The 22,399-nt window shown below is 60.7% G+C and carries 23 protein-coding genes, 1 pseudogene and 1 riboswitch; of the genes and pseudogenes, 13 read left to right on the top strand and 11 right to left on the bottom strand.

Features of this window, described 5'->3' with window-relative positions:
- Nucleotides 1-28: 28 nt before the first annotated feature.
- Entirely contained in the window at nucleotides 29-1,303 is a 1,275-nt protein-coding gene (locus K3819_RS24270) for a uracil-xanthine permease family protein (protein ID WP_039766305.1), read from the bottom strand.
- A 2-nt stretch (nucleotides 1,304-1,305) separates the two neighbouring features.
- Nucleotides 1,306-1,944, bottom strand: a complete 639-nt coding sequence (upp, locus tag K3819_RS24265; RefSeq protein ID WP_007951682.1) for a uracil phosphoribosyltransferase — start codon at nucleotides 1,942-1,944, stop codon at nucleotides 1,306-1,308.
- A gap of 165 nt (nucleotides 1,945-2,109) precedes the next feature.
- On the opposite strand from upp, the gene K3819_RS24260 reads away from it, so the two are divergent.
- The 3 genes from K3819_RS24260 (at nucleotide 2,110) to K3819_RS24250 (ending at nucleotide 3,613) form a co-directional block, all read left to right on the top strand.
- On the top strand, nucleotides 2,110-2,667 hold the full coding sequence (locus tag K3819_RS24260; RefSeq protein ID WP_007951681.1) for a hypoxanthine-guanine phosphoribosyltransferase: 558 nt from the start codon (nucleotides 2,110-2,112) through the stop codon (nucleotides 2,665-2,667).
- A gap of 115 nt (nucleotides 2,668-2,782) precedes the next feature.
- The gene (locus tag K3819_RS24255) at nucleotides 2,783-3,262 is read left to right on the top strand and encodes a hypothetical protein (protein WP_085613387.1); all 480 of its coding nucleotides are present in this window, start codon (nucleotides 2,783-2,785) and stop codon (nucleotides 3,260-3,262) included.
- 63 nt (nucleotides 3,263-3,325) lie between these two features.
- Nucleotides 3,326-3,613 (top strand): PA4642 family protein, encoded by a 288-nt coding sequence (locus K3819_RS24250; protein WP_221398083.1) that lies wholly within the window; start codon nucleotides 3,326-3,328, stop codon nucleotides 3,611-3,613.
- Between the two features lie 75 nt (nucleotides 3,614-3,688).
- Here the strand turns inward: K3819_RS24250 and mqo are convergent, their stop codons facing one another.
- Both mqo and K3819_RS24240 read right to left on the bottom strand, forming a co-directional pair.
- Nucleotides 3,689-5,197, bottom strand: coding sequence for a malate dehydrogenase (quinone) (gene mqo / locus K3819_RS24245; RefSeq protein ID WP_102687540.1), 1,509 nt, complete (start codon nucleotides 5,195-5,197; stop codon nucleotides 3,689-3,691).
- 700 nt (nucleotides 5,198-5,897) lie between these two features.
- Nucleotides 5,898-6,131 carry a hypothetical protein gene (locus K3819_RS24240; RefSeq protein ID WP_039766297.1) on the bottom strand — a complete coding sequence of 78 codons (234 nt, stop codon included), beginning with the start codon at nucleotides 6,129-6,131 and terminating at the stop codon, nucleotides 5,898-5,900.
- A 190-nt stretch (nucleotides 6,132-6,321) separates the two neighbouring features.
- Here K3819_RS24240 and K3819_RS24235 point away from each other — a divergent pair, with 190 nt between their 5' ends.
- Complete coding sequence (locus K3819_RS24235; RefSeq protein WP_221398082.1) at nucleotides 6,322-6,906, top strand: YajG family lipoprotein; 585 nt, start codon at nucleotides 6,322-6,324, stop codon at nucleotides 6,904-6,906.
- A 55-nt stretch (nucleotides 6,907-6,961) separates the two neighbouring features.
- Here K3819_RS24235 and K3819_RS24230 read toward each other — a convergent pair whose 3' ends face one another.
- Nucleotides 6,962-7,168: a hypothetical protein gene (locus K3819_RS24230; RefSeq protein WP_039766399.1), complete on the bottom strand. Its 207-nt coding sequence runs from the start codon at nucleotides 7,166-7,168 to the stop codon at nucleotides 6,962-6,964.
- Nucleotides 7,169-7,361: 193 nt separating this feature from the next.
- On the opposite strand from K3819_RS24230, the gene K3819_RS24225 reads away from it, so the two are divergent.
- The gene (locus tag K3819_RS24225) at nucleotides 7,362-7,640 is read left to right on the top strand and encodes a hypothetical protein (protein ID WP_007951673.1); all 279 of its coding nucleotides are present in this window, start codon (nucleotides 7,362-7,364) and stop codon (nucleotides 7,638-7,640) included.
- A 49-nt stretch (nucleotides 7,641-7,689) separates the two neighbouring features.
- Here the strand turns inward: K3819_RS24225 and K3819_RS24220 are convergent, their stop codons facing one another.
- Complete coding sequence (locus tag K3819_RS24220) at nucleotides 7,690-8,853, bottom strand: 1-acyl-sn-glycerol-3-phosphate acyltransferase (protein WP_221398081.1); 1,164 nt, start codon at nucleotides 8,851-8,853, stop codon at nucleotides 7,690-7,692.
- Between the two features lie 142 nt (nucleotides 8,854-8,995).
- Here K3819_RS24220 and K3819_RS24215 point away from each other — a divergent pair, with 142 nt between their 5' ends.
- From K3819_RS24215 to K3819_RS24205, 3 genes are read left to right on the top strand one after another with little or no spacing between them, the layout of a single operon-like run.
- Entirely contained in the window at nucleotides 8,996-9,178 is a 183-nt protein-coding gene (locus tag K3819_RS24215; protein ID WP_011335896.1) for a CPXCG motif-containing cysteine-rich protein, read from the top strand.
- A gap of 9 nt (nucleotides 9,179-9,187) precedes the next feature.
- The gene (locus K3819_RS24210; RefSeq protein ID WP_011335895.1) at nucleotides 9,188-9,448 is read left to right on the top strand and encodes a putative signal transducing protein; all 261 of its coding nucleotides are present in this window, start codon (nucleotides 9,188-9,190) and stop codon (nucleotides 9,446-9,448) included.
- A gap of 36 nt (nucleotides 9,449-9,484) precedes the next feature.
- Nucleotides 9,485-10,108 carry an SOS response-associated peptidase gene (locus K3819_RS24205; RefSeq protein WP_085613382.1) on the top strand — a complete coding sequence of 208 codons (624 nt, stop codon included), beginning with the start codon at nucleotides 9,485-9,487 and terminating at the stop codon, nucleotides 10,106-10,108.
- A 4-nt stretch (nucleotides 10,109-10,112) separates the two neighbouring features.
- Here the strand turns inward: K3819_RS24205 and K3819_RS29815 are convergent, their stop codons facing one another.
- The gene (locus tag K3819_RS29815) at nucleotides 10,113-10,817 is read right to left on the bottom strand and encodes a methyl-accepting chemotaxis protein (protein WP_409348360.1); all 705 of its coding nucleotides are present in this window, start codon (nucleotides 10,815-10,817) and stop codon (nucleotides 10,113-10,115) included.
- A gap of 201 nt (nucleotides 10,818-11,018) precedes the next feature.
- Nucleotides 11,019-11,075 (bottom strand): annotated as a pseudogene (locus tag K3819_RS29810) (hypothetical protein); the annotation flags it as partial.
- A gap of 1,441 nt (nucleotides 11,076-12,516) precedes the next feature.
- Between K3819_RS29810 and K3819_RS24195 the strand changes: the two are divergent.
- Nucleotides 12,517-13,335, top strand: a complete 819-nt coding sequence (locus K3819_RS24195; protein WP_039766290.1) for a M48 family metallopeptidase — start codon at nucleotides 12,517-12,519, stop codon at nucleotides 13,333-13,335.
- Between the two features lie 44 nt (nucleotides 13,336-13,379).
- On the opposite strand, the gene K3819_RS24190 is transcribed toward K3819_RS24195, so the two are convergent.
- The 3 genes from K3819_RS24190 to K3819_RS24180 all read right to left on the bottom strand — a co-directional run bounded on the left by K3819_RS24190 (nucleotide 13,380) and on the right by K3819_RS24180 (nucleotide 16,213).
- A complete protein-coding gene (locus K3819_RS24190) occupies nucleotides 13,380-13,964 on the bottom strand; it encodes a TMEM165/GDT1 family protein (protein ID WP_007956837.1) in 585 nt (194 codons plus the stop codon).
- Nucleotides 13,965-14,052: 88 nt separating this feature from the next.
- Nucleotides 14,053-14,175, bottom strand: a riboswitch (yybP-ykoY riboswitch).
- A 40-nt stretch (nucleotides 14,176-14,215) separates the two neighbouring features.
- Nucleotides 14,216-15,214 (bottom strand): class I SAM-dependent methyltransferase, encoded by a 999-nt coding sequence (locus K3819_RS24185; RefSeq protein WP_085613380.1) that lies wholly within the window; start codon nucleotides 15,212-15,214, stop codon nucleotides 14,216-14,218.
- Between the two features lie 33 nt (nucleotides 15,215-15,247).
- Nucleotides 15,248-16,213, bottom strand: a complete 966-nt coding sequence (locus K3819_RS24180) for a 2-hydroxyacid dehydrogenase (RefSeq protein WP_221398079.1) — start codon at nucleotides 16,211-16,213, stop codon at nucleotides 15,248-15,250.
- A 91-nt stretch (nucleotides 16,214-16,304) separates the two neighbouring features.
- Between K3819_RS24180 and K3819_RS24175 the strand changes: the two genes are divergently transcribed.
- The 4 genes from K3819_RS24175 to K3819_RS24160 all read left to right on the top strand — a co-directional run bounded on the left by K3819_RS24175 (nucleotide 16,305) and on the right by K3819_RS24160 (nucleotide 22,391).
- A complete protein-coding gene (locus tag K3819_RS24175; protein WP_007956831.1) occupies nucleotides 16,305-16,934 on the top strand; it encodes a LysE family translocator in 630 nt (209 codons plus the stop codon).
- A 156-nt stretch (nucleotides 16,935-17,090) separates the two neighbouring features.
- Nucleotides 17,091-18,773, top strand: coding sequence for a fatty acid--CoA ligase (locus K3819_RS24170; RefSeq protein ID WP_085613377.1), 1,683 nt, complete (start codon nucleotides 17,091-17,093; stop codon nucleotides 18,771-18,773).
- Nucleotides 18,774-19,109: 336 nt separating this feature from the next.
- Nucleotides 19,110-20,999 carry a DUF1302 domain-containing protein gene (locus K3819_RS24165; protein WP_064383978.1) on the top strand — a complete coding sequence of 630 codons (1,890 nt, stop codon included), beginning with the start codon at nucleotides 19,110-19,112 and terminating at the stop codon, nucleotides 20,997-20,999.
- 27 nt (nucleotides 21,000-21,026) lie between these two features.
- Nucleotides 21,027-22,391 (top strand): DUF1329 domain-containing protein, encoded by a 1,365-nt coding sequence (locus tag K3819_RS24160; RefSeq protein WP_085613376.1) that lies wholly within the window; start codon nucleotides 21,027-21,029, stop codon nucleotides 22,389-22,391.
- Nucleotides 22,392-22,399 lie beyond the last annotated feature (8 nt).

Raw genomic sequence — 22,399 nt, 5'->3', positions numbered from 1 at the left:
GACTGTCAGGCGATGAAGATCTAAAAGTTTAGATCAGCGGCTCATCCGCCTTTTTCTGCTTCCAGCCGTCATTGCCCGGCAGCAGCAGGTTAAGCGCAATCGCCACCACCGCGCACAGCGCGATGCCTTTGAGACCGAAGTCGTCCGGACCTGTGCCGGTGCCGACCAGCACACCGCCGATACCGAACACCAGGGTTACCGAAACGATCACCAGATTGCGCGCTTCGCCCAGGTCGATCTTGTGACGGATCAGGGTGTTCATCCCCACTGCCGCGATCGAACCGAACAGCAGACACAGAATCCCGCCCATCACCGGCACTGGAATACTTTGCAGCAGGGCGCCGAACTTGCCGATGAACGCCAGGCTGATGGCGAAGATCGCCGCCCAGGTCATGATTTTCGGGTTGTAGTTCTTGGTCAGCATCACCGCGCCGGTCACTTCCGCGTAGGTCGTGTTGGGCGGACCGCCGAACAGGCCGGCTGCCGTGGTGGCGATACCGTCACCGAGCAGGGTGCGATGCAGGCCCGGCTTCTTCAGGTAGTCGCGACCCGTCACGCTGCCGACGGCAATCACGCCGCCGATGTGTTCGATGGCCGGGGCCAAAGCTACCGGGACGATGAACAGGATTGCCTGCCAGTTGAACTCCGGTGCGGTGAAGGCCGGCAAGGCGAACCACGGTGCCGCGGCAATTTTTGCCGTGTCGACCACGCCGAAGTAGAAGGACAGGGCAAAACCCACCAGCACGCCGGAAATGATCGGCACCAGACGGAAAATGCCCTTGCCGAACACCGCCACGATCAACGTGGTCAGCAGCGCCGGCATCGAGATCATCATGGCGGTCTGGTAATGGATCAGTTCCGAACCGTCGCCGGCCTTGCCCATCGCCATGTTCGCGGCAATCGGCGCCATGGCCAGACCGATGGAAATGATCACAGGACCGATCACCACCGGCGGCAGCAAACGGTCAATGAACCCGGTGCCTTTGATCTTCACGGCCAGGCCGAGGAAGGTGTAGACGAAACCGGCCGCCATCACGCCGCCCATGGTCGCGGCGAGGCCGAACTGGCCCTTGGCGAGAATGATCGGGGTGATGAAAGCGAAGCTCGACGCCAGGAATACCGGCACCTGACGCCCGGTGACGATCTGGAACAGGATCGTTCCCAGACCTGCGGTAAACAGTGCCACGTTCGGGTCAAGGCCCGTGATCAGTGGCATCAGCACCAGGGCGCCGAAAGCCACGAACAGCATCTGTGCGCCGGACAGCACCGTGCGCCAGAGCGGATCGTTGAACTCTTGCTGCATGCTTACGCGTCCTTCTGCTTGGTGCCGAAGATCTTGTCACCGGCATCGCCAAGCCCAGGAATGATGTAACCGTGCTCGTTGAGTTTCTGATCAATGGACGCGGTGTAGATGATCACGTCCGGGTGAGCTTTCTCGACAGCGGCAATGCCTTCCGGCGCGGCAACCAGCACCATCGCGCGGATGTCCTTGCAACCGGCTTTCTTCAGCAGGTCGATGGTTGCGACCATGGAGCTGCCGGTGGCGAGCATCGGGTCGATGATCATCGCCAGGCGTTCGTCGATTTCCGGAACCAGTTTTTCCAGGTAGGTGTGGGCCTGCAGGGTTTCTTCGTTACGGGCAACGCCGACGGCGCTGACCTTGGCGCCCGGGATCAGGCTGAGCACGCCTTCGAGCATGCCGATGCCGGCACGCAGGATCGGCACGACGGTAATTTTCTTGCCGGCGATTTTCTCGACCGACACAGTGCCGCACCAACCTTCGATATCGTAGGTTTCCAACGGCAGGTCTTTGGTCGCTTCATAGGTCAACAGGGCACCGACTTCCTGCGCGAGTTCGCGGAAATTCTTGGTGCTGATGTCTGCACGGCGCATAAGGCCAAGTTTGTGACGGATCAGCGGATGGCGGATCTCTTGGATGGACATGGGGAAAGGCTCCGGCGGCGGGCAAAAAAACCGGCCTAGATTAATCTATCCAACGGTGATGTCCTATAGGACATACAGTACGTTAGTCCACAAATGCTTGATTCGGCCGTGCGGGATGCGTACCTTTGCCCGCTTTTCCGAAACAGACCCCCCTTGGAGAGCGCCATGTCCGCTGATCTCGAGCATATCCGTCAAATCATGCGAGAGGCTGACTGCCTGTACACCGAAGCTGAAGTCGAGGCTGCCATTGCCCGCGTCGGTGCACAAATCAACGAACAACTGGCCGACAGCAACCCGGTGGTGTTCTGCGTGATGAACGGCGGCCTGATCTTCTCCGGCAAACTGCTGACCCATCTGCAGTTCCCGCTGGAAGCGTCCTACCTGCACGCCACCCGCTATCGCAACGAAACCAGCGGCGGCGACCTGTTCTGGAAAGCCAAGCCGGAAGTCTCGTTCATCGACCGCGACGTGCTGATCATCGACGACATTCTCGACGAAGGGCACACCCTGGGCGCGATCATCGACTTCTGCCGTCACGCCGGCGCGCGCAAAGTGCACACCGCCGTGCTGATCGACAAGGACCACGACCGCAAGGCCCGTCCTGACCTGAAAGCCGATTTCGTCGGTCTGCCGTGCATCGACCGTTACATCTTCGGCTACGGCATGGACTACAAAGGCTACTGGCGCAACGCTAACGGGATCTTCGCCGTCAAAGGCATGTAAGCCGCGCCCGGATCTCAATGTGGGAGCAAGCCCGCTCCCACAGTTGTTTTCGGTGTGCTGATCCACTTGTGTACACCCATGCTAGAGTGCTCGGCCCCGCCTTCCGGAGTCTGTCATGAGCCTCTTGATCCGCAGCTGCGCCGCCCTGTTGCTGACCCTCAGCCTGCCCCTGGCCGCCGCCCCGATGCACAGTCAATTCCTGCCGCCGGACGACCTGACCCTGCGTGATGCCGATCCCGAGCAGCAGCAACTGTTGCAGGTCACCGATTATTCCGTGGTGGTCGGCGCTCAGCGCCAGTCCAATCAGCAGCCGATTCCGGTCACCTCTTCGTTGATGATCCGCCTCAAAGGCAAGTCCCTGAACAAAGGGGCGACGATCAATCAGGTGCTGGTCAACTTCGATGGCGAAAGCAAAAGCCTGAAAAAACCGGTGTATGACGACAAGAGCAAGACCCTGACGCTCTACTACCCGCTGGCCCAGTACCGGGTGGTGATCGATCTGTTGCGCAACGATACGGTCTACGTGCAATTTCTCAGTTACGCCAACGGCCACATCTGGGCCGATTTGCACACCGGCAGCACGCGCTCGCGTTGAGCCTTGTGCCTGCGCAGGGGTAAACTGCCCGCCCCGTGAAATGTCTGCGAGCTGGAGTCGGCAATGCGTAAAGATAAGAAGCAAGTGATTGGTGACGAGATCGGCGATGAGCAGATCAAGCTGTTCCTCGATTTTGAGCCGGTCGACACCACCTCGCCGTCGCTGCACAAACTGGTCAAGGCTTACCGTGGCCTGCGCATCGACGATTTCGAACGCTTCCTGACGTTCTTCGTCGAAGCCGGTTATGACCTCGATGGCAAGGACGAGCACGGCAAGACTTTCATCGACCAGATCCGCGATCAACGCAACGCTGCGGAATACATCGAGCTGATCGAGAAAGCACGCGGCTGATCGCCCGAAGTTTTCCACAGGCATAAAAAAACGCCCCGCACTCATCGAGTGCGGGGCGTTTTTCATGGAGCCGAATCAGGCGTAGCTTTCGGTCTCGTTGCTGGCTTCAACCAGTTCCAGCGCGACGTTGTTCTGCGTGTTGATCTTGCGATACAGCGCAGCGTCGGTTTCCAGGACCTTTTCACGGGCCGGGAAGATTTCCGCCAGTTTGGCAGCCCATTCACCCTTGGCCTTGGCCGGGAAGCACTTCTCGATCAGTTCCAGCATGATCGAAACGGTCACCGAAGCACCCGGCGAAGCACCGAGCAGGGCGGCGAGGGAGCCGTCCTTCGCGGCCACCAGTTCGGTACCGAACTGCAGGATGCCGCCCTTTTTCGGGTCTTTCTTGATGATCTGCACCCGTTGACCGGCCACTTCCAGGCGCCAGTCTTCGGCTTTCGCCTCGGGGTAGAAACGGCGCAGGGATTCCAGGCGCTGTTCCATCGACTGCATCACTTCGCTGACCAGGTACTTGGTCAGGTCCATGTTGTTTTTCGCCACGGCCAGCATCGGCCCGATGTTGCCGGCGCGAACCGACAGCGGCAGGTCCATGAAGGAGCCATGCTTGAGGAACTTGGTGGTGAAGCCGGCGTATGGCCCGAACAGCAGGGATTTCTTGCCGTCGACCACGCGGGTGTCCAGGTGCGGTACCGACATCGGAGGCGAACCCACGGCGGCCTGGCTGTAAACCTTGGCCTGGTGATGCTTGACCACTTCCGGGTTGTCGCAACGCAGCCACTGGCCGCTGATCGGGAAGCCGCCGAAGCCTTTGCTTTCTTCGATGCCCGAAGCCTGCAGCAGCGGCAGGGCCGCGCCACCGGCGCCGAGGAACACGAACTTGGCGTCGACTTCACGGCTGCTGCCGCTGTTGACGTCCTTGATGCTGACGGTCCAGCCATTGCCGTTACGCTTGAGGCCGGTCACGCGCTTGCAGTACTTGACCTGGGCATCGGGGGCGCTGGTCAGGTGCTTGAGCAACTGATTGGTCAGGGCGCCGAAGTTGACGTCGGTGCCGTTGATCACGCGGGTGGCGGCGAGTACCTGGTCTTTTGGACGACCCGGCATCATCAGCGGCATCCACTCGGTCATCTTCGCCTTGTCTTCGGTGTATTCCATGTCGGCGAAGGCGTGGTGCTTGCGCAGCGTATTGAAACGTTCCTTGAGGAACGACACGCCTTTCTCACCCTCGACGTAACTCAGGTGCGGCACCGGGCTGATAAAGGATTTGCACGAGCCGAACGTGCCCTTCTTGGTCAGGTACGACCAGAACTGCTTCGACACCTCGAACTGGGTATTGATGTGCACGGCCTTCTTGATGTCGACGGTGCCGTCGGCAGCCTGCGGCGTGTAGTTCAGCTCGCACAGGCCGGCGTGGCCGGTACCGGCGTTGTTCCATGGGTTGGAACTCTCCGCGGCACCGGAATCCATCAGCTCGACGACTTCCAGCTTGATCGCCGGGTCGAGTTCCTTGAGCAGTACTGCAAGGGTGGCACTCATGATGCCGGCCCCAACCAGAACTACGTCGACTGCTTCGTTATGCGCCATTTAACGCGTCTCCAAAATCTGCAGCACCAAATTGTCGGCATGGCTGCCAGGCGTCCAGGGCAGGTCAGTGAGGCCCCGGGTATCCTTGGTCAGGTGTGCCATGTCCGAATCTTCGCAATTTTTCGCAACTTCGACGGATGCGTGCGGCCTGGCTTCAAGAGTCCCATGAACTCATTTCGGCACGGGGCTGGCAATTCGACTTATGGTCGAGACATCCGTTTGTGCAACCAAATCCGTAGCGGACAGGCTTCAGGCTCCGGTAGTCGAGGCGTTCCCGTTCCTGTGTCGTTGGGCTGTTTCAGACGCTAATGGTGCATGTTCAGACGCAAAACTATTCATTTGCTCGCCACACTCTTGTGAAGTTGTGAAAACCCGTTTTTTTCACGCTCTTTTGAAGACGTGAACCTCAAAAAGGGCTGTCCGGGGCTGGCACCGTGCCCGGAGGGGCAAACAACTCAGTGGCCGAGCGTCATGACAGCTCTGCAGATTCGCGAAAAGCGGGATTTGCCAGGGAAACAGCAAGCACGCCAGCTTCACTCGATCTGTGTGGGCGGCTCTCTGTGGGCGATTTGGATGCCAATGCAAGCGCATTGACGCTGTTGCGGGGCCCGATCAGGAGACGTCCTTATAATCGGGGGGAGATTGTATCGAAGAAATGCGCGGAGTTGGTCGAGTTTAATGACTTTTATTAGGCATCCGGTCAGATGCTCAACATCGCCTGAGCCCGTGCGCGTGGGCGCTGCTGTTCGACCCGGGCGCTGGCGGGCAGTGGCTGGTGCAGCCAGTTGAGACGGATTTCCTCGATTTCCACCCAGCCATCACCCATCGGTTGCAGGCTGCATTGCTTGAAGGCCTGGCAATGGCCGTTGCGGTCGAGCAGGGCGAAGCTGCGGTGCAGTGGGCGTGGGGCGAACAACGAGATCAGATAGCGCATGGCAGTGCTCCTTTTGGGGATCTGTGAGGAAGATTGGCAAAGGGCCGTGACGCGCACGTGTATGGGGGGTGACGAATGTGTGACAGGAACCGCTGGCAGCGGGTTTTGTCAGAGATTTCAGTGCTGGTGACCCACAGTGGCCCACCGCTATACTGCCGGCCTGTCTGTGCCTGATTCTGGAGAGAAGAGCATGTTGCAACGCCTGTTGTTCGGTTTGATCACTGTGACCAGTTTGACCCTGGTTGGCTGCGCCCACAGCCCGCAACAACTGAGCCCGGAACCGAAGCTGACCACTCAGCTGGCACCGGTCGGCCATGGCCAGCCTGTCGTGGTCCGCGTGGTCGACGGTCGTTCGTCGCCAACCCTCGGCACCCGTGGCGGCCTGTACCCGGAAACCAGCGCCATCACCGTGCAGCGCGAGCAGATCCTGCCGAAGCTGCAAGCCCAGGCTGAAGCCGCCGTGCGTCTGCTCGGGTTCACCCCGACCAACAACGCGCCCAATGCACCGCAACTGACCGTGACCCTGGCCGAACTGAAATACCAGTCGCCCAAAGAAGGCATGTACGTGACCGAAGCCACCATCGGCGCCACCTTCCGCTCCGACGTGCAGAACGCCAACCGTCGTTACAGCGGCCGTTACGGTGCCTCGCTGGACCAGCGTTTCGGTATGGCGCCGAACCAGGAAACCAACACCAAACTGGTCAGCGATGTGCTGAGCGATGCACTGACCCGTCTGTTCAAGGATCCGACCGTGGGTCAGGTCCTCGCCGAGTAAGTATTCGGTTGCTGTGAAAAAGCCCGGGGCCAGTGATGGCTCCGGGCTTTTTCGTTCAGGCGGCTTGTGAATAGAAGTCGAGAACGCTGACGCCGGTCAGCAAATCAGTCTCGGGCAAGTCCGCATGCTGATGGCCGCCGAGGGCGCAATACACCAGCCAGTGGCGGTCCTGAACATTGAAGGCCAGGCTGCCGACGAGGGTCTGCTGTTCGTCGGACGGGGAGATGAGGTACAGGCGATCCTGGTTTTCAGCGTGAAGCATGTCGCGTTCCGTGTCGGTTTCGAGGCGCGCAGGGTGACTGAAACAAATGACGATGCCGTGACACAGGACAGCCATCGGTCGATTGTGGGGTTATTTGTCGTAAAGATTGGGGTTGGCGGGGAGGGTTCCGGTAGAATCCGCGCCGCGGTCGTCGGTCTGGCGCTCGCCATACCGGTTTAGATTGAGGTCTGTGATGTCGCTGCACTTGATGACGCTGTTTACCGCCCATCCCGCCAAACTGATCAATCTGCTCGCCCTGCTGTTGGCCTTTCCCGGCAGTTGGCTGCTGCACGCGACCCGTCGCCGTGAACAACGGGCGATGGCCAGTATCGCGGCCCAGCGCCAGAGTCAGCCGAATCAGGAACCGGTGCTCGATTGGGCGACCCTGCGCATGAACCGCTTCTTCTACCGCTTCGGTTTTGCCTGCCTGGGCCTGGCGCTGCTGGTGTCGTGGATCAGTACCCGCTTCTGAACGAAGAACGGCGCCCGAAGGCGCCGTTTTTGTCTCTTGCCGAAACCGCTTACAGCGGCAGGCCAGCCTTGACCCGGTACTGATTGCGCACCGGCGTCGCATATTGCAGCACCAGATACGGACGATGCTCCTCAGGGCAGGCGTCCAGACGGTTCTGCCATTCTTCCTGGGCCTTGGCCAGTTCCTCGGCACCGAACACGTCGGTAGCCTTCGGTACGTTCAGCTGCGGATCGGCATCCGCCCATTGCGCATACGCCAGGTAATGCACCGGGAACAGCCGGTAGCCGCCGAGAATCTGCTTGTCCATCTCGACCGCCAATTGCTTGGTGTCCTCGTACAGCTCGGTGATCGGCGCGGCGAAGTTCACGTGCACCCGGCCCTTGTAGCCGGTGATGCCCTTGGCGATGCTCACGTCATCCTCGCCCGGCGCCTTGCTGTAGGTGCCGGTGGTGGCGCGGATGTACAGCTCGCGGGCCTTGGCCTGGTCGCACGGGTCGTATTCGTAGCTGATCGACACCGGGGTCAGGTTCAGCGACTGAATGACTTCGCCGAACGGCTCGTCCTTGCGACTCATGTGGAACATCTTGAGAATCGCCGACTCGGTACGGTCATCGCCGTCCTTGGCCCGGCCCTCGGCCTGGGCGATCCAGATCGAGGCGCAGTCGTTGCGGATCGAGTGGTTGATGTACGCCGACAGCAGTTGATAGGCGGCCATTTTCTCGCGGCGCCCGGTGATCGAACGGTGCACGATGAAGCTCTTGTTCAAGCGCATCAGGTCGCTGACGAACGGCTTTTGCAGCAAGTTATCGCCAATCGCGATGCGCGGCGTCGGCAGGCCGGCGTGGTACACGGCGTAGTTGACGAAGGCCGGGTCCATCACGATGTCGCGGTGGTTGGCGATGAACAGATAAGCGCTGCCGGACTTGAATTGCTCGACACCGGTGTAGGTCACGCCGTCGGTGGCGCGCTCGATGGTGTGGTCGACGTAGAACTCGACCTTGTCCTGCAAAGTGGCCACGGAGGTCACGTCGGCAAACTCACGACGCAGCCGATGGGCTATAAGTGGTTTGAGCATCCAGCCGAAGGCACCGGCAAAACGCGGGAAGCGGAAGTGGGTGAGGATATCTAGAAACGCCTTGTCGCCGAGCAGTCGCGCCAGTACCGCAGGTACTTCGCTGTCGTCGTAAGGTCGGATGGCATCGAATTCGCCCATCATGCTCTCTTGTTGGAAACGGCTAGGGTAAGTAAAGGTTTTGATCGAAAACCAACGGGGCACGGTCTGAAAAAGTAGCCAGACAAAAATAGCCCTGCAAATAGACCGGCGATTATACGCACAAGTCACCTGGGAGACCGCGATGCTGGAAAGCGCAGTATATGAATGTCCGTATTGTGGTGAAGAGGTCGAGACGACCGTGGATCTCTCCGCTGGCGACCAGACCTATATTGAAGACTGTCAGGTGTGTTGTCGGCCGATCACCTTTGTGTTGCAGGTCCATGGAGAGGACTGGTTTCTGGAAGTCTTCAGCGAAAACGAGTGAGGCGCGCCCATGCAGCGAATCTACGAACCGGAAAACCTGATGGAGGGCGAGATGCTCAAGGGCATGCTCGCCAGCGAGGGCATCGAGGCGCATCTGGTCGGGCGCGATCTGCTGGGCGGCACGGGCGAGTTGCCGATCTTTGGCCTGTTGGGCCTGTCGGTCGATAACGACCAGGCCGAATACGCCCGCGAGCTGATCAGTGCGTACAATGCCGCGCTGCCGCTGCCCGGCGATGAACCGGACAGCTATCCCGGGACGCTGGTCTGTTAGGCTGGCGTTCGTTTTATTTGTGAGTCGTGCTGCCCCATGTGTGGACGTTATGCCCTGTTTCGCTGGAACCGCGATTTCGCGAGCCTGCCAGGTTTTCCTGCCGATCAGCAGGCGCAGTGGAACATTTCCCCCAACGATTCGGTGTTGATGCTGCGCGCCGAACCCGACGGCCAGCGCACGCTGGCCCGTGCCCGTTGGGGGCTGACACCGCCGTGGCTGACCGACCTGTCGCGCACCCCGGCCCACGCCCGGGCCGAAACCGTCGCCGAGCAACCGATGTTTCGCGAGGCCCTGCGCCTGCGCCGCTGCCTGCTGCCGGCCAACGGTTTCTACGAATGGCGCGGCAATGTGCGCAAACGGCCGTACTGGCTGACGCCGGGGGAGGGGGCTTCGTTGTTTTTTGCGGCGATCTGGGAGGCGTATCCGGTGCAGGAACAGGTGTGGCTGAGCACGGCTGTGATCACCCAGTCGGCGGCCAGTCAGCGCCGGCCATTGATTCTCGATGAGGCGGGGCAGGCGGCGTGGCTTGATCCGGAAACGCCGCTGCATGTCCTGCAAGGCCTGCTCGCCAGCGAACCCGCCGCCTTGCGCGAGCGGGTGCTGGCGAACCTGGTCAATGATCCGAAGCTCAACGGGCCGGAGTGCCTGACTCCGGCCTGATCGGTCAGACCTTGAACTGATTGATCAACCGCCGCTGCTGCTCCGCCAGTTTGGTCAGATCGGCACTCGCCGAACTCGACTCATCCGCACCACCCGCCACTTCGTTCGCCACCTGACCGATATTGATCACATTGCGGTTGATATCGTCGGCCACCGCGCTCTGTTCTTCGGCGGCGCTGGCGATCTGGGTGTTCATGTCGTTGATCACCGACACCGCCTGAGTAATGGTCTCCAGCGCCTCCGCGGCCTTGGCCGCGTGCTGCACGCTTTCGTCGGTGCGGTTCTGGCTGTCCTCCATGACCCGCACCACATCGCGGGTGCCCTGTTGCAGTTGCTGGATCATGCTCTGGATTTCTTCGGTGGCCTTCTGGGTCTTCTGCGCCAGGTTGCGCACCTCATCGGCCACTACCGCAAAACCGCGTCCTTGTTCACCCGCACGAGCCGCTTCAATCGCCGCGTTGAGGGCCAGCAGATTGGTCTGCTCGGCGATCCCGCGAATGGCGATGAGGATCGCGTTGATGTTCTCGCTGTCCTTGGCCAGGGTCTGCACCACGTCCACAGCCTTGCCGATTTCCACGGCCAGTACGCCAATCGAGTTGGAGGTGTCGCGCACGATCTGCATGCCCTGGCTGGCGGCCTGATCGGCGTGGCTGGCCGCTTGTGCTGCCTGGGTCGCGTTACGCGCCACGTCTTGCGCGGTGGCAGTCATTTCCTGCACGGCGGTGGCGACCTGATCGATTTCGGCCATCTGTTTCTGAATGCCGATATTGGTGCGGATCGCGATGTCCGCCGTGTGCTCCGAGGAATCGCTGACGCTCTGTACCGACGACACCACCTGCGTGATCATCCCCTGCAATTTGGCGAGGAAGGTATTGAAGCCTTTGGCGATTGAACCGAGTTCGTCGTTGCGATCACTGGTCAGGCGACGGGTCAGGTCGCCTTCGCCTTGGGCGATGTCATCGAGCATGGTCACCATTTGTTTGAGCGGACGGGCGATGCCGTGGCCCACCAGCCAGATCACCAGCAGGCCGAGGCCGGCAATGATCAGGCCGACCATGGCCATGCCGAAGGTGTCGGATTTGCGCTGGGCGTCGAGGTCGCCTTGGAGCTTTTGCAGATCGGCCATCACCGCGTCGAGCGGCAGTTGCAGCATCAGCGTCCAGCGTGCGTCGGTCTGGCCGATGCCGAATGGCAGGTACAACTCGATCCGGCCTTGCTCTTTATTGACGGTGTAAGTCACTTCGCCGCGCTTGAGATTGGCCATGTTGGCAATCTGCTGGGCGTCGAGGATGTCGCTGACCTTCTCGCCGAATTTGCTCGGGTCCTTGGTGTAGGCGACGATCCGGCCGTTGCCGCCGATCAGGGCCATTTGCCCGGCGCCGCTGTACAGTTTCTGGTTGGCGCTCAGGAGCATTTCCTGGATGAAGTTCACTGACAGGTCGGCGCCGACGATGCCCTGGAAGGCGCCGTTGAGCATGATCGGTTCAATGAAGGAGGCGAGCATGACGATCTTGTCGCCGACCTTGTACGGGGCCGGGTCGATCACGCAGGGCTTTTTGGTTTCTTTCGAGCACAGGTAGTACTCGCTGGCGCGCACGCCGGTGGACAGGACTTTCTGGTCGTCGACGTCCACCAGTTTGTCCAGGCCCAGGGTGCCGTCGTCATTGCGGAACCACCACGGCAGGAAGCGCCCGTTGCCAGGGTCGATCCCGACAACCTGGGTGCCGACGTAGGCCGCGTCATTGTGATCCAGTGCGTTTTTTTCCCAGCCAATGTAAGTGCCGAGAATCTTCGGATTCTTCTCGACGTTTTCCTTGATCAGGCTGATCAGTTGCTCACGGCTGACGGTCAGTCGTGGCTGGCCGTCGGCGCCCGGTGTGCCGAGCAGGGCGTTGACGCGTACCAGTCCGCCGGCAATCAGCAGCGGCGCTTCGAGTTCGCGCTGGATCTGGCTGACCTGAGTCTGCGCCAGCGACGTCAGGCGCTGTTCGATGACTTGCTCGAACTGGGCCTGGGTCCGTTGCTGGACCATTTCCTGGGTGCGGGCACCGGAGAACAGCGCATACAGCACCAGCGCGGCGACCACGCTGAGTACGATGGCGCCGGCCAGGGCGGCCACGGAAAACTGGATCGACTTGAACTTCATGGGAGCTCCGCACGCGAGAGGACGTCTGCGCTGTTGTATCGGCAGCCACTATTGCGCCATGAGGTGACGAGGGATCAATTGAGGGCGGATGTCGCAAATGGATCAGTGCGCGACGCTGTGGCAGAGGGATTGGCGGCGGATGTGAATCTTTTCCTACAGGGGCGGGCGGGGCTTGCGAAAGTGGATGCATCACGTCCGTTGTATCTGGCGCCGATACAATTACCCGCCTAGGATACGCGACAGGTTTTCAGGGAGCTTTTGAATGAACAAGACATTGGTTGTAAGTGCACTGAGCGCAGCGCTGTTGCTGGCCGGTTGTCAGTCGGTCAACACCACCAGCGGCGGTGCCGTGGGCGTGGAACGCAAGCAGTACATGTTCAGCATGCTGTCCTCGCAAGAGGTCGACCAGATGTATGCCCAGTCCTATCAGAAGACCGTGGGCGAAGCGTCCAGCAAAGGTGTGCTGGACAAGACCAGCAACGATGCCAAGCGTGTTCAGGCGATTGCAAACCGTCTGATCGCTCAGGCACCGAACTTCCGCCCGGACGCTGCGCAGTGGAAATGGGAAGTCAACCTGATCAAGAGCGACGAGCTCAACGCCAACTGCGGTCCTGGCGGCAAGATCATTTTCTACACCGGGCTGATCGACAGCCTGAAACTCACCGACGATGAAATCGCCGCAGTCATGGGCCATGAAATCGCCCACGCCTTGCGCGAGCATGGTCGTGAAGCGATGTCCAAGGCCTATGGCATCGAAATGGCCAAGCAGGGCGCCGGTGCGTTGCTCGGCCTGGGTCAGGACAGCCTGGCGCTGGCCGATACCGTGGCCAACTACGGCATGACCCTGCCCAACAGCCGCGCCAACGAGAACGAAGCCGACCTGATCGGTCTGGAACTCGCCGCGCGTGCCGGGTACAACCCGAACGCCGCCATCACTTTGTGGGACAAGATGAGCAAGGCCTCTGAAGGCGCGCCGCCGGAGTTCATGAGCACTCACCCGTCTTCCAGCAGCCGCACGGCTGCGTTGCAGGCGGCGATTCCGAAGGTCATGCCGCTTTACGAAAAGGCGCCCAAGTCCTGAAGCCATGATCGCTCCCGCACTCAATGCGGGAGCGATCTGCCGGATCAAACCCAGCCGCTGCTCTGCATCGCCTTGTACACCGCGACAATCGCCAGGATCAGGAACGCCGAGGCCGCCAGTCGACGGATCAGGGTCAGCGGCAGTTTCTCCGCCGCAAAATTACCCGCCAGTACCACCGGCACGTTCGCGATCAGCATGCCCGCCGTGGTGCCAATAATCACCAGCCACAGCTCCGGGTATTGCGCGGCCAGCATCACGGTGGCGATCTGAGTCTTGTCGCCGATTTCCGCAAGAAAGAACGCAATCAGCGTGGTCAGGAATGGCCCGAACTTGCGGGCGGTGCTGGCTTCATCGTCATCCATCTTGTCCGGCACCAACGTCCACAGGGCGGTGGCGGCGAAGCTCGCGGCAAGAATCCAGTGCAGGACCGAATCGGAGAAGAAACTGCCGAACCAGGCGCCGACCGCACCGGCTGCCGCGTGGTTGGCCAGGGTCGCAGCGACGATACCGGCGATGATCGGCCAGGGTTTGCGAAAGCGAGCGGCCAGAATCAGCGCGAGCAGTTGCGTCTTGTCGCCGATTTCGGCCAAGGCAACGATTGCGGTGGGAACGAGTAACGAGTCCAGCATCAGGATTTCCTAAGGGGCGGGTCGACACGGCTATGACACGTACAGCCTTCCCGCCCCGGGTAAGGTGTGCGTGTCATAGGTCTTGTCAAACCCTGCGATCCGTCTGCTGCGGACGCTTGGGTCGCATACGCCATGATCTGAGGATCAAGTATGTTGACGTATGCCGGACGAGCATGGCGCTCGTGGGAGACTACTCCCCTAGGACGGAGCGGATTCTGCCTAGGCAGAATCCATTCGGCAAGTGCTAATTTTCAGCCGCGCTTGGCCCGGTAAATCCGGAATCCATTGCCTTCGGCCTTGATCGCACAGACCCCGAGATGCTCTTCGATCAGCGGTTGATATTTCAGGAAGCTGTTGGCAACCAAGCGAAGTTCGCCACCGTTTTTCAGATGTTTGGCCGCTTTTCGTAGCAAGTTTTCGGTAGCGAAATAGTCGGTATGCACACCGACATGGAACGGCGGGTTGCTCAGGATCGCGTTCAAACCCATCGGCGCGGCATCGATGCCGTCACCGGTCAGCACCTCGGCTTCCAGACCGTTGGCCGCCAGGGTCAAACGGCTGCTGGCGGCAGCGAAGGCATCAACGTCGAGCAACGTGACCTGATTGTGCGGGTAACGACGCTTGACCGCCGCACCCAGCACGCCGGCGCCGCAACCAAAGTCCAGCAGATGGCCGCTCGGCAGTTTGTCCAGATGTTCCAGCAGCAGGGCGCTGCCGCGATCCAGTCGGCCGTGGCTGAATACGCCTGGCAGGCTGATGACTTTCAACGGACCTTCGGCCAGCGGCAGTTCGTAGGTCTGCGCCAGGCTTTCCAGCGGTTTGGCTTCGGGAGCGTTGGCCACCGTCACTTGCCACAATTGGCAATGGCGCGCGCTGTCGAGCTTGCGCGGCTTGCCGAACGGGTTGAGCTGTTTGGAGGCGCCTTCGATACCGCTGCGTTTTTCCCCAACCAGATACACCTCGCGTCCGGCCAGGCGTGAAGCCACGGCATTGAGGATGTAATCGGTCAGGTCCTTGGCCTTGGGCAGGAACACCACGGCGTTGGTGAATTCGCGCTCCGGCACGTTCACGCCAAAATGGCTGCGGCCTTCGAAACGCGCATCGAGTGCAGCCTGGTCGCCGGCGTGCCAGCACCAGCCAAACGCCTCGGGCAGGCGCCCCAAAAGATCATCGGCAGGCAAACCGGCCAGCAACACTGAACCCTGGAATAACTCGGCCTGACGAAGCAGTACTTCACTGCGCGGATCCATAACTGCTCCTGTGAAAAAAAGTGCCGCAGTTTATCAACTGACGACCCGCAGCGCCTTACCGCTGTAGAACGCCTGGGTGTTTTCCACCAGTTGGCCGACGATTCGCTGCCGCGCTTCGCGGCTGCCCCAGGCGTTGTGCGGGGTAATGATCAGGCGCGGGATGTCGGCGGCCAGCAGCGGATTGCCTTGGGTCGGCGGTTCGACGCTCAGCACATCGGTGGCCGCGCCGCCCAGATGACCGCTGCGCAGGGCATCGGCCAGGGCCTGTTCGTCGATCAGTCCACCACGGGCGGTGTTGACCACGAAAGCGCCGGGTTTCATCGAAGCGAGTTCGCGGGCGCCGATGAAGTGCCGAGTGTGTTCGTTGAGCGGGCAGTGCAGGGTGAGGGCGTCGATCTGCGGCAGCAATTCTTCCAGCGGCAGACGATCCGGACGGGCCGGTCGCCCCGGAATCTGCCCCAACAACACGCGCATGCCGAAGGCTTCGGCCAGACGCGCGACCGCGCCGCCGAGTTCGCCGTGACCGAGCAAGCCAAGGGTTTTGCCTTCCAGCTCAACGATCGGGTAATCCAGCAGGCAGAACTGTTTCGCCTGCTGCCAGCGACCTTCACCGACGGCTTTTTGATAATCGGCCAGGCGCGTGGCGAGGTTGAGCAGCAGCATGATCGTGTGCTGCGCCACCGACGGGGTGCCGTAGCCCTGGCAGTTGCACACGGTGATGCCGTGGGCGCGGGCGGCGGCCAGATCGACGTTGTTGGTGCCGGTCGCGGTGATCAGGATCAGTTTCAGTTGTGGGTTGGCGGCCATGGCGGCAGCATCGATCAGCACTTTGTTGCTGATCGCCACGGTTGCACCTTGCAGGCGCTCGGCTACCTGCGCAGGCAACGTCTGGGCGAACAGTTGCAGATCACTGAAGCAGTCACGCAAAGGGCTCAGATCGAGATCGCCAAGATCCAGCGAAGGGTGATCGAGGAATACGGCGTGGTGGGCGTTCGTCATCAACTGTACCTGTCGTGCTTTGAAGGGAAGGCGTAATCTGCCGAGCCTACCAAATGAAACAACTCGTTACGCTTGGCCGAAAGGAGCCCCCATGTACTGGACCGAATTCTTGACCGTTGCCCTGATCCACCTGTTGGCCGTTGCCAGCCCCGGTCCTGATTTCGCCGTGGTGGTGCGCGAAAGCGTGACCCACGGTCGACGCGCCGGGACCTGGACCGCGTTGGGCGTGGGCACGGCGATTTTCCTGCACGTCGGCTATTCGCTGCTGGGGATCGGCCTGATCGTTTCCCAATCGATCGTGCTGTTCAACGCCCTCAAATGGGCCGCCGCCGCGTACCTGCTGTACATCGGCTTCAAGGCCCTGCGCGCGCAACCGGCGAAAACCGTGACCGATGATCTGCATAAAGAGGCCGGCGAGCGCACCGCCCGTGGCGCCTTCACCTCGGGTTTCGTGACCAACGGCCTGAACCCGAAAGCCACGCTGTTCTTCCTGTCGCTGTTCACCGTGGTGATCAACCCGCACACCCCGCTGACAGTCCAGGCCGGTTACGGCATTTATCTCGCCGTTGCGACCGCCACCTGGTTCTGCCTGGTGGCCATGTTGTTCAGCCAGCAACGCGTGCGCGCCGGTTTCGCCCGCATGGGCCACTGGTTCGACCGCACCATGGGCGCGGTGCTGATCGCCATCGGCGTGAAACTCGCGTTCACCGAGATGCATTGATCCTTCTGCGCTGTCATCTGTTTCGGCAAATGCTGGCGCAAAGCTAGCATTTGTACGGCTCTGCAAATCATTCCTTTGGCTGATTTGGCTGACGTATAACGGTTCTAGAGTACGAAACTCCAAAGCCAACACCGTGCAGTCAGAAAAGGGATTCTTATGTTGCAGACTCGCGTCATTCCGCCCGCCGAAGGGGCGTACCAGTATCCACTGCTGATTAAACGGCTGCTGATGTCCGGTGCCCGTTACGAGAAAACCCGCGAGATCATCTACCGTGACCAGCTGCGCTACAGCTACCCGACCCTGATCGAGCGGGTCGCGCGGCTGGCCAACGTGCTGACGGCGGCCGGGGTCAAGGCTGGTGACACCGTGGCGGTGATGGACTGGGACAGCCATCGCTACCTGGAGTGCATGTTTGCGATTCCGATGATCGGCGCGGTGATCCACACCATCAACGTGCGCCTGTCGCCGGAACAGATCCTCTACACCATGAACCACGCCGAGGACCGCTTCGTGCTGGTCAACAGCGAGTTCGTCGGGCTGTACCAGGCCATTGCGCCACACCTGACCACGGTGGAGAAAACCCTGCTGCTGACCGATCTGCCGGAAAAAACCGCCGATCTGCCGAATCTGGTCGGCGAGTACGAGCAACTGCTGGCGGCCGCGAGTCCGCAGTACGACTTCCAGGATTTTGACGAAAACTCGGTCGCCACCACGTTCTACACCACGGGCACCACCGGCAATCCGAAGGGCGTGTATTTCACCCATCGGCAACTGGTGCTGCACACCATGGGTGTGTCGACCATCATGGGCGCCATCGACAGCGTGCGGTTGCTGGGCACCAACGACGTGTACATGCCGATCACCCCGATGTTCCACGTGCATGCCTGGGGTCTGCCGTATGTGGCGACCATGCTCGGGCTCAAGCAGGTTTATCCGGGGCGTTATGACCCGGAATTCCTGGTCGAGTTGTGGCGCAAGGAAAAGGTCACGTTCTCCCACTGTGTGCCGACCATCCTGCAGATGGTGCTCAATGCCAAGGGCGCGCAGGGCACCGATTTCGGCGGCTGGAAAATCGTCATCGGCGGCAGTGCGCTGAACCGCACGCTGTATGAAACGGCGAAGAGCAAAGGCATTCAGCTGACGGCTGCTTACGGCATGTCGGAAACCGGGCCACTGGTTTCGTGCGCGCATCTGAATGATGAGTTGATGGCGGGCACCGAAGACGAGCGCACCACCTATCGAATCAAGGCCGGCGTGCCGGGGCCATTGGTCGAAGCGGCGATCGTCGATACCGAAGGCAATTTTCTCCCGGCCGACGGCGAGACCCAGGGCGAACTGGTGCTGCGCGCACCGTGGCTGACCGAAGGCTATTTCAACGAACCGCAGAAGGGCGCCGAGCTGTGGGCCGGCGGCTGGCTGCACACCGGCGACGTGGCGACGCTCGACGCCATGGGTGTGATCGACATCCGCGACCGGATCAAGGACGTGATCAAGACCGGCGGCGAATGGATCTCCTCGCTGGACCTCGAAGACCTGATCAGTCGTCACATCGCGGTACGTGAAGTAGCAGTGGTGGGGATCGCCGATCCGCAGTGGGGCGAGCGTCCGTTTGCCTTGCTGGTGGTCCGCGAAGGGCATGCCATCGGGGCACGCGAGCTCAAGGAGCACCTCAAGCCGTTCGTTGAACTGGGGCACTTGAGCAAGTGGGCGATACCAAGCCAGATCGCGCTTGTTACTGAAATTCCCAAGACCAGTGTCGGCAAACTCGACAAGAAGCGCATCCGCCTCGACATCACTGAATGGCAGGCCAACAACAGCACCTTCCTCTCGACGCTTTGAGCGTCCGCTGGCGCGCCGAAAACGGCGCGCCAGACCCACCAAGCAAGCGCTTGGCTTGTGAAATTCGAATTTTCAGCCATCCTTGCCGTGCCGACATGTGTCGGACTGGCGAAAGGACTGTTCCAGAGTGGCCGGCAGCTGCAAATCACACTTTAGAGGGATCAAGCAGTACCACCTGCTGGCTATAGTCCGCTCAAGGATTTTTAAGAACGGGGCACACGCACAAACGGGGCGATGCAACATTGAAGCGATTTCGGGAAGCCGCTGGCACCCGGTCCTTCAGGCGTTTTTAAAAGTACTCACTGCCATAACAATAATGCACATGGAGTAGCGTCGATGACCTCAGTAAACCAGTTCTGGCGCCGGGCAAAGCTGCCTCTGGCCGTCAGTCTTGCTTCTTCGCTCGCCGGGCCCGCATTCGGCGTCAGTTTCAACGTCGGTGAAATCGAAGGCCAGTTCGACTCCTCCCTGTCGATCGGTGCCAGCTGGTCCACCCAGAGCCCGAACAAGAACCTCATCGGCGTCAACAACGGCGGTCACGGTCTGTCCCAGACTTCCGACGACGGCCATGCCAACTTCAAGAGCGGCGAAACCTTCTCGAAGATCTTCAAGGGCATTCATGACCTCGAACTGAAATACGGCGACACCGGCGTGTTCGTCCGTGGCAAGTACTGGTATGACTTCGAACTGAAAGACGAGAGCCGCGAGTTCAAGGACATCAGCGACAGCAACCGCAAGGAAGGCGCCAAGTCCGCCGGCGGTCAGATCCTCGACGCCTTCGTCTACCACAACTACGCGATCGCCGATCAGCCGGGCTCCGTGCGTCTGGGCAAACAGGTGGTGAGCTGGGGTGAAAGTACCTTCATCGGCGGCGGCATCAACTCGATCAACCCGATCGACGTTTCCGCTTTCCGTCGTCCGGGCGCCGAGATCAAGGAAGGCCTGATCCCGGTCAACATGTTCTACGTGTCCCAGAGCCTGACCGACAACCTGTCGGCCGAAGCCTTCTATCAGCTGGAGTGGGACCAGACCGTCGTCGACAACTGCGGCACGTTCTTCTCCCAGCCGGACATCATTGCCGACGGTTGCACCGACAACCTGCGCGTACTGAACAAGCGCTCGCAGATCCCGGCCATTGCCCTGGGGCCATTGGCGGCCAACGGCGTCAACGTCAATGAAGAAGGTGTGCTGGTGCCGCGCGGCGCCGATCGCGATGCGCGGGACAGCGGCCAGTGGGGCGCGTCCCTCAAGTACATGTTCGAACCGCTGGACACCGAATTCGGTGCCTACTTCATGAATTACCACAGTCGTGCGCCGATCTTCAGTGCCACCGGCGCGCCGCAATCGGTCTACAACGGCGTAGCTGCATTGCCAGGTCCGTTTCAGGCACTCGGGCCTCTGTTGGTTGCCGGCAATTCGAAGTACTTCGTCGAATACCCTGAAGACATCCGCCTCTACGGTCTGAGCTTCTCCACCACCTTGCCTACCGGTACGGCGTGGAGCGGTGAGATCAGCTATCGCCCGAATGCACCGGTGCAACTGAACTCCACCGACATCCTGTTCGCCGGTGTGCGTCCACTGGGTGGCCCTTACGCCAACGCATCGCTGCTCAATGGCGTGCCGGGTCAGGATCTGCATGGCTACGAGCGCAAGGAAATCACTCAACTGCAAACCACCTTCACGCACTTCTTCGATCAGGTCATGGGCGCCAGCCGTCTGACCCTGGTGGGTGAAGTGGGCATGACTTACGTGGGCGGTCTGGAAAGCCGATCCGACAAGCGCTATGGCCGCGATCCGGTCTATGGCCCGGGCGAGCTGCCAGCCACCGGTACCACCAACACCTGCGTCAACATCCTCAACAACGGCACCATCAACGGCGCCGGACCAGGTTCGCCGCAGAACAACCGCAGCCGCAATTGCGACAACGACGGTTTCACCACGTCGATGTCCTGGGGCTACCGCGGCCGTGCAATCTGGGAATACAACGATGTCTTCGCCGGCGTGAACCTCAAGCCGAACGTGGCCTGGTCCCACGACGTCAGCGGCTACTCGCCGGGCCCTGGCGGCAACTTCGAGGAAGGTCGCAAGGCCGTCAGCCTGGGCGTCGATGCCGAGTACCAGAACACCTACACCGCGAGCCTGGCTTACACCAACTTCTTCGACGGCAAGTACACCACCGTGGATGACCGCGATTTTGTGGCGCTCAGCCTCGGCGTGAACTTCTAAGCACTGCATTTCAGGACGAACGAATTTATGAAAATAACAAAGAGTCTGTTCCACGCCGGTGTTCTGGGCCTGTCGCTGCTGGCGACCGGTGTCATGGCGGCGGTGCCTGCCGCCGAAGCGGACAAGCTGGGCAAGAGCCTGACCCCGATGGGCGCCGAAATGGCCGGCAACGCCGACGGCTCGATCCCGGCCTGGAAACCGATGTCGAAAAATGCCGGCACCGTTGACAGCAAAGGTTTCCTGTCCGATCCGTACGCCAGTGAGAAACCGCTGTTCACCATCACCAAGCAGAACGTCGATCAGTACAAGGCCAAGCTCGCGCCGGGCCAGTACGCGATGTTCCAGCGCTATCCTGACACCTTCAAGATGCCGGTCTATCCGTCCCATCGCGGTGCCACCGTGCCGGATGCGGTGTTCGCAGCCATCAAGAAGAACGCCACCACCACGACCCTGGTGTCGGGCGGCAACGGCCTGGAAAACTTCGATACCGCCGTGCCATTCCCGATTCCGAAAACCGGTGTGGAAGTGATCTGGAACCATATCACCCGCTATCGGGGCGGCAGCGTGACCCGTCTGGTGACCCAGGCCACGCCGCAACCGAACGGCTCGTTCAGCCTGGTGTACTTCCAGGACCAGTTCGTGTTCCGCGACAAGATGAAGGACTACGATCCGGCGAACCCTGGCAATATCCTGTTCTACTTCAAGCAGAAAGTGACCGCGCCGGCACGTCTGGCTGGTGGCGTGCTGCTGGTACACGAAACTCTCGACCAGGTGAAGGAGCCGCGTTCGGCGTGGGTCTACAACGCCGGTCAGCGTCGTGTACGTCGCGCTCCGCAAGTGTCCTACGACGGACCGGGTACAGCGGCGGATGGCCTGCGTACTTCCGATAACCTGGACATGTTTAACGGTGCGCCGGACCGTTACGACTGGAAACTGGTCGGCAAACAAGAGATGTACATCGCCTCCGACAGTTACAAGCTCGACGATCCGAAGCTCAAGTACTCCGACATCATCAAGGCCGGGCACATCAACCAGGATCTGGCGCGCTATGAACTGCGTCGTGTATGGCACGTGACCGCGACCCTGAAGGAAGGTCAGCGCCACATCTACGCCAAGCGTGACTTCTTCATCGACGAAGACACCTGGCAAGCGGCGGTGATCGATCATTACGACGGTCGCAATCAACTGTGGCGCGTGGCGGAAGCCCACTCCCAGGACTACTACAACGTGCAGGTGCCTTGGTACACCCTGGAAACCCTCTACGACCTGCAATCCGGTCGTTACCTGGCACTGGGCATGAAGAACGAAGAGAAGTCGGCGTATGACTTCGGCTTCACTGCCACCACCAGCGACTTCACCCCGGCCGCCCTGCGTCAGGATGGTGTTCGCTAAGCTCCTGT

Origin of the sequence: Pseudomonas sp. 3-2, from assembly GCF_019710535.1 — a bacterium.
Classification (GTDB): Bacteria; Pseudomonadota; Gammaproteobacteria; order Pseudomonadales; family Pseudomonadaceae; genus Aquipseudomonas; species Aquipseudomonas pharyngis.
The sequence above is the reverse complement of the archived record's forward strand: the minus strand, read 5'-3'. Positions and strand labels throughout refer to the sequence as shown.